This is a genomic window from Rhizobium sp. CCGE 510 (genome assembly GCF_000292525.1).
In the GTDB taxonomy this organism is placed as follows: domain Bacteria; phylum Pseudomonadota; class Alphaproteobacteria; order Rhizobiales; family Rhizobiaceae; genus Rhizobium.
On sequence record NZ_AEYF01000006.1, the window covers coordinates 87149 to 93549 of the forward strand.

Consider the following 6401-nt stretch of genomic DNA (forward strand, 5'->3'; position numbering starts at 1 on the left):
CGGGCGCGTCCGCAGGGATAGTTGACAATCCCCGCTTGCTTTTTCAGATACTAAACGGTATTCACAATCTAATTAGGATGTCAATACGATGCGATCTCTGAGTTTGGGAGGGTAATGCTTATGGAAATGATGCGTGCTGCACGCCTGCATGCCGTTGGTCAGCCAATGAGGATTGACGAGGTCGAGCGGCCGAAGGCAAGCGGAAGCGACATCGTCGTCCGCGTGAAAGCCTGCGGAATGGTCCCAAATTTGGCGAACGTTCTAGCCAACTGGGAAACCTGGTACCCGCAGATGCCACTTCCGCCGCGTCCGGCAATCCATGGCCTCGATCCAAGTGGGATCGTCCACGAAGTCGGCCCCCAGGTCGTCAACCTCAAGCCGGGCGACCGGGTATATGTGAACCCCGGTCGGTTCTGTGGTGCTTGCCACCATTGTTCGTCGGGTAAACCCCAGGCTTGTGAACATTGGACCCTCGGCGGCTACTTCGGCTACAATCAGAAAAGCCTGGAGATGTTCGCGCGCTATCCTTACGGCGGCTTTGGCGAATTCATGCTTGCCCCGCAAGCGCAGGTCATCAAGATTCCCGATAACATGAGTTTTATCCAAGGCTCCCGCCTTGGATATCTCGGCACCTCCTACGCCGCGCTCAAGAAATGCGGGCCGCTGATGGGCAAGACTCTGATCATCAACGGCGCGACCGGCACGCTGGGGCTCGGGGCCACGCTGTTTGCGCTGGCGATGGGCGTCGCAAAAATCTACGCCGTCGCCCGGGGCGAGACGCTCCTTGAGCGGCTGAAGACGATCGCTCCCGACCGGATCGTCACCTTCTCGAACGTCACGGGATCGTCGGGAAGCTTCGTCAAAGAGCAGACCAATGGCAGCGGCGCCGACCTGATGCTCGATACGCTCGGCGCCAAGGCCCCCCTCGATTCCATGTTGGACGCAATGGGTGGCGTTAAACGGGGCGGGCGCATCGTCAACATCGGCGGCACGTCCGGAGCTTTGCCCGTCGACGTCAAATGGTGGATGGACGAGCAGATGGAACTGATCGGCTCCGTCTGGTTCACCGCCGCCGAGGGCATGGAAATCGCCGCCATGGTCGAGGCTGGTATCATCGACATGTCGGTCATGTCTGCGATGGTGTGGCCGTTGGAGAAGATCAACGATGCGATCTCCGGCGTCGGCAAGGACGAGGGCGGGTTCACCTACTACGCCGTCGAACTGTAAACGAAGCACCGATGGCTCACACGTACCGGGTCACGGTCGAGCGGCTGGAGGGCGGCGTCCCTTCGGCTGCCGACGAAGCTCTCGTTTTCCAAACCACCAATCACGACGACCTGTTCAAGATTCTCTCGGCAGTGCGCCAAAAGCAACTGCTGGCTGAAGATGAGACGGCAGAGTTCACGATAGGATTGAAGCTGTTTGCAGAGGTTCTCATGCGGCACCGGGCGGACCCGCCTTTCAAGGAACTGTTCCCGCATATTGGTAGCTTCATGAAGTCCCTGAAACGCTGAAAACCGCTTTCGTTCCGACCGCGGCGCATCCGCAAGTATCGAGGATCATGACATGAAGACAATTTCGCTCGAACGGTCGTATGGCGGAACCCAGGGTGTCTACACTCACCGCTCCGACACCTGCAACTGCGACATGACTTTCGCCGTCTATCTGCCGCCGCAAGCGCAAGAGCGTCCGTGTCCAGTGGTCTGGTATCTGTCGGGACTTACCTGCACCCATGCCAACGTCATGGAAAAAGGCGAGTACAGGCGGGCCGCTTCGCTGCTAGGACTGATTGTCGTCTGTCCTGATACGAGCCCCAGAGGCGAAGACGTGCCAGACGATTCCGGCAATTGGCAGTTTGGAAGCGGCGCCGGCTTTTACGTCGACGCAACTTGTTCGCCATTCGATGTGAACTACCGCATGTATTCCTATGTCTCGGAGGAGCTTCCCCGTCTTATTGCGTCGGAATTCCCGGCAGACATGGCCCGTCAAGGCGTGTTCGGGCATTCCATGGGCGGCCACGGCGCGATTACGCTTGCCCTGAACCACCCCGAACGCTTCCGCAGCTGCTCCGCATTCGCGCCGATCTCGCGACCCACAGTGGCTGGTTGGTCGCGGCCGGCCTTCGAACGTTATCTCGGCGCCGACGAAGGCGCCTGGCGGCTATACGACAGTTGCGCGCTCATCGAGGATGGTTTCCATTTTCCCGAGCTCCTTGTTGACCAGGGAACGGCCGACCCGTTCCTCGACGATGGACTGCGTCCCTCAGAACTGCAGAGAGCCTGCGAACAAGCCGGCATCCGGCTGAACCTTCGTATGCAGGAGGGATATGGCCACTCCTACTATTTCATTTCGACTTTCATGGAAGACCATTTGAAGTGGCACGCTGAGCGGCTCAACCGCTGATCTGTCGCACCGCCGTCAGAATGCCGGGCATGGTGCCCGGCGAAATCGAAGGAAGAAGCAATGGCAAATATCGGCATACATCCTTACCTCGATAGGGGATTGAAGAAGGGTGTGGCGTCCTTTGCGGGCGGCACTCTGGTGTGCGAATGCACCACGAACCCGGTAAAAGTGAAGATCAAGGGCGATATCGCCCACAATCACGCCTGCGGCTGCACCAAGTGCTGGAAACCGAAGGGCGCGGCCTTTTCGATCGTTGCGGTTGCTGCCTCTGAAAATGTCGAGGTGGTCGAGAATGGCGACAAGCTTGCAGTCGTCGATGCCAATGCTCTCATTCAGCGGCATGCCTGCAAGGAATGCGGCGTCCACATGCACGGACCCGTCGAGCGCGACCATGCGTTCAAGGGTCTCTCATTCCTGCATCCGGAGCGCTTCGAGGAAGACGGCTGGGCAGAGCCCGGGTTTGCGGCATTCGTGTCTTCGATCATCGAGAGCGGTGTCGACCCGGCGCAAATGGATAGTGTGCGAGCCCGCCTTCGCGAACTCGACCTCGAACCTTACGATTGCCTGTCCCCTGGACTGATGGATAACATCGCGACCTGGACAGCAAGAAAGAACGGCGTTCTGCCGGCATAGCCTGTAAAGAGCCGGGCGCGCGCCACCCGGCTCCCCATTCGGTTCGGAAATTTCCGTTGCGATCGGCACTAGTTCGAATCCTTGGATCCACAGCAGGCCGAGCCATCGTTAGTTGCCCTCCATTCATGGACGAGATCGAAAGTGGTACGCCGTAGAAAGTGCGATTTGCATAAAAACGTTTTACGTTGACATCCCGACGGTGCCACGGGATGGTGCGATGTCACGCTGGGGCGCGGAAGCTAAAATCAGGGACCTTATTTTTGATCATGCTGAGGCATATATCCGCCGTATTGGCCACAAGAAAACCAACGTCGCCGATATCGCGGATACCCTGGGCACGAGCCGGGCGAACATTTATCGCTTTTTCCCAACCAGAGGGGCCATAGACCATAGCGTTTTTGCCAGGCTTGCCGACGACACTCTGTCGGCAGTCACCCGTATCGCCGAAGGTCCTGATCCCGCGTCGGCAAGGTTGGTTACGATCCTCCTGGTCCTTCATCGTCGGATTCGCGAAGACCTGTTCCACGCGCCAAACGTCCAAGCGCTCTACGTTGCAGCTTATTTGGACAACTGGACAGTAACGCGCGTCTATGTTCAACAATTGACCGCAATTCTCGCAAAAGTCCTTCATGAGATGAACGCCTCATCTCAAACGACAACCGTTGGTTCAGCGGAAGCTGCGCAAGCTGTTGTCGACGCAATGAGTTCGTTTCTTCATCCTGTTTTGGTTGCACTACGTCTGAAAAATCAGAATGATATCGATATGGAACTGAGGTCAGATCGCATTCGTTCTGTGTGTCCTAGGCGTTTGAGAAGTATAGTTCGTCAAAATGCGAAACGAGTTGGAAGGCAGATAATGGGGATCGTTTGAAAATCGCCGACGGCTCACGAGCGTTCTCCAGGCGGTGCGCACGTCCGCTGACCTGGGAGCGGATTGGTTCAACGCGACCGAATTTCCGGAAATAACCTTCGTCGGCCGCGAATTCGCGAAGACCACGGAGACCACGGGAAAGATCGTGGGTGACCTCACGATCGCCGGCGTGACGAAAATGACGGCATTGGATGTCGTGTCAACAAAGAAGGACAAAACCCTTGGTACAAGAGCCATGTCGTCGGATTCAGCGCGACGACCCAGATCAAGCGAAGCGATTTCGGAATGAAGGCCGCTCGGGCATGATCGGCGATGAAGTTGACCTGGTAATCCAGATCGAAGGCGGCGAACACCAAGGCTGACCGGACTCGACCGTCTGGTCGTCTCCCGGGGGGCGGCACCGTTCGAGGGCGGTGCCGCCTTAACATTCACAACCGCGGCGCAAGCCGCGACTACGTGCCGTGGGTGGTTCGGTCGGTAGTCCGACGTCGCGGGACATGGCCGCCGACCGACACTCCGACGAGCGTTATACGAGACCTCTGACCGTCTTGATCAGTTGCAGGCAGCCATCACCCGTGCCGGGCTCCCGCTGCCTCCCACGATCGGCAAAGCACCTATGATAAGTGTGCAATCGTCCGCGTTCTCGGTGGCGAGCGAATCGAGGTTGGCGATCATCTCGACGTACTTCCAGCCGCGTTGCAGACCCCGGACGTGCGAGTGATACGAATTGTTCCACGCATCGCCTACGCCGCGTTCCGCTTCCCCGCTGTCGATGCCGATATTGTCCGTCGCGATCCCGTTGATGCGGATTCCCTTCTCGGTTTCGATCTCGATCAGCCGATCCAGTGCCGCCTTGCTGACGCCTGGAAAGTTCCATCCGTTGATGAACGGGGACGTCGAAAGGTCGGCGCCTACGAAGAACTTGCCCCATCCGCTATTCACCACGACCCAGGAGCCGTTGCGGAGCTGGCCCGCGATCGCGTCGATGTCGGCGACGGTGACGTTGTTGCCCGACGTCTCGGAGAAATCCGTTTTGGACTTGTCGGGGCTTGGACGCCCGCCGTTCTTGGCGAGCTCGGCGTCGATGCGCGGTCTGATGTCGATGTAGACGATCGGACCGGTCAAATCCTGCAGGGTCAGATCGTTCTCGAATTTAACGGGTACGGCGTCTTTCTCGGTCGTCTTCTCGTTGTTCACGTAGTGCGAGGGGGCATCGACATGGGTCCCATGGTGTTCCGCGATCCTCAGGATGCCGCGATAGAAGTGGCCTTGATCCATGGGATTGGTGCTCGGCACGAAAACCGCCTGCGGGAAGAAGCTCGGGATTGGCTTGCTCTTTCCGAAAGGCTTGGACAGGTCTGCTTCGATCGGGTTCCCCGCCACAGGTTCAAAGGTCGGGATCGGATAGGTCAGATCGATGAAGCGGGTTTCCGCATTCGCTCCGTATGCCATTGTCGAGGTCCCGATCATTCCCAGGGCGAACATAGTGCGGAATATTCTCATCACGTAACTCCTATTCTTTCAGATACCATGCGGTATATGAATACGAGATAGGATTTGAGATGGCCGCTGGTCAAGGCCGGGTTCGATCACGGTTTCGAGAGCGGAAAGTGTTCAAGGCTCTCTTACTATCGATCAATTTCAGATACGTTCTAGTATGCAAATATAATATCGTATGTTAATCGCATCCGAAAAGTCGGGAGGCGCTGCGGACGGTTCGCGTCCCATCACCCCTGCCAACTTCGCTCAAGGTTCAATCGTCATGGATCGGCTCCTCTTCCTTCAATGACAGATCATCATACTCGATGTCCTCGGAAGGGCGGGCCATCCCATGATTAACATAGCCGCTTTTTGAAAGTCACGATGAGTGAGTCCGAAGTTCCATAAATGCCTCTTAAGCCAGCGGCACGGATAGTTGCGGGGTCGACGTTCTGGCACGGAGACAGCTTTCCCAGCGTCCGGCTTGTTGCTAGGGGGGGGCACGTTTTAGGCCAGAATGTCAAAGCTGGTTAGAGGTGCGACGCCGCAATCCAGTTAGAAATGCGACACTCAGCATCGCCGCTGGCGCTGACGGCAGCCCCCGATCCGACCGGCTGGTCCGGTTGCGAGGGAGGAGCGGGGGCGGGTGAGGGGCACCCTTCGGCTTTAGCTTTGAGACGCTGCGATCGACGTCTCACTCGGCAGCGTCAAGCTTTGCCAGCGCCGCTTTACGGCGTTCGATTACCGCTGGATCGTTGATAAAATCTGTCCGCCGTCCCGGCCCACGAACACGCGGCACATAGCCGTTCTTCTCGCTGTTGGTCTTCACCACCGGCTTCGACGGCTGCTCCTGGCGCTCCTTGATATAGGCCAGGACATCGCCGAGCCGCTTGTTCTCGGTGATCGCCGCATGCGTCACCCGCTGGTCCTTGTCGAACACCTTGTAGGGCAGGGAATGCCCCTTCCAGCGCACGTCCAATCGACCATCCGCATAGGCATAGGTCTCGACATAACG

At 57.8% G+C, this 6401-nt stretch carries 7 protein-coding genes and 1 pseudogene; 6 read left to right on the forward strand and 2 right to left on the reverse strand.

The genetic code is table 11. The features are described 5' to 3' along the window. Positions 1 to 120 precede the first annotated feature (120 nt). From RCCGE510_RS04910 to RCCGE510_RS04935, 6 genes are all read left to right on the forward strand, one after another. Positions 121 to 1227 carry an alcohol dehydrogenase catalytic domain-containing protein gene (locus RCCGE510_RS04910; RefSeq protein ID WP_007627702.1) on the forward strand — a complete coding sequence of 369 codons (1107 nt, stop codon included), beginning with the start codon at positions 121 to 123 and terminating at the stop codon, positions 1225 to 1227. Positions 1228 to 1238: 11 nt separating this feature from the next. After that, entirely contained in the window at positions 1239 to 1514 is a 276-nt protein-coding gene (locus RCCGE510_RS04915) for a DUF3861 domain-containing protein (protein WP_007627703.1), read from the forward strand. Positions 1515 to 1566: 52 nt separating this feature from the next. Then, a complete protein-coding gene (gene fghA, locus RCCGE510_RS04920; protein ID WP_007627706.1) occupies positions 1567 to 2403 on the forward strand; it encodes an S-formylglutathione hydrolase in 837 nt (278 codons plus the stop codon). A 60-nt stretch (positions 2404 to 2463) separates the two neighbouring features. Continuing rightward, entirely contained in the window at positions 2464 to 3036 is a 573-nt protein-coding gene (gene gfa, locus RCCGE510_RS04925; RefSeq protein WP_007627708.1) for an S-(hydroxymethyl)glutathione synthase, read from the forward strand. A gap of 217 nt (positions 3037 to 3253) precedes the next feature. Then, a complete protein-coding gene (locus RCCGE510_RS04930; RefSeq protein ID WP_007627710.1) occupies positions 3254 to 3907 on the forward strand; it encodes a TetR family transcriptional regulator in 654 nt (217 codons plus the stop codon). A gap of 34 nt (positions 3908 to 3941) precedes the next feature. Next, on the forward strand, positions 3942 to 4196 hold the full coding sequence (locus RCCGE510_RS04935) for a YceI family protein (protein ID WP_007627712.1): 255 nt from the start codon (positions 3942 to 3944) through the stop codon (positions 4194 to 4196). 263 nt (positions 4197 to 4459) lie between these two features. Here RCCGE510_RS04935 and RCCGE510_RS04940 read toward each other — a convergent pair whose 3' ends face one another. Both RCCGE510_RS04940 and RCCGE510_RS04945 read right to left on the reverse strand, forming a co-directional pair. Next, a complete protein-coding gene (locus RCCGE510_RS04940) occupies positions 4460 to 5410 on the reverse strand; it encodes a cyclase family protein (protein ID WP_081525673.1) in 951 nt (316 codons plus the stop codon). A 670-nt stretch (positions 5411 to 6080) separates the two neighbouring features. Beyond that, positions 6081 to 6401, reverse strand: a pseudogene (locus RCCGE510_RS04945) (ISNCY family transposase); the annotation flags it as partial.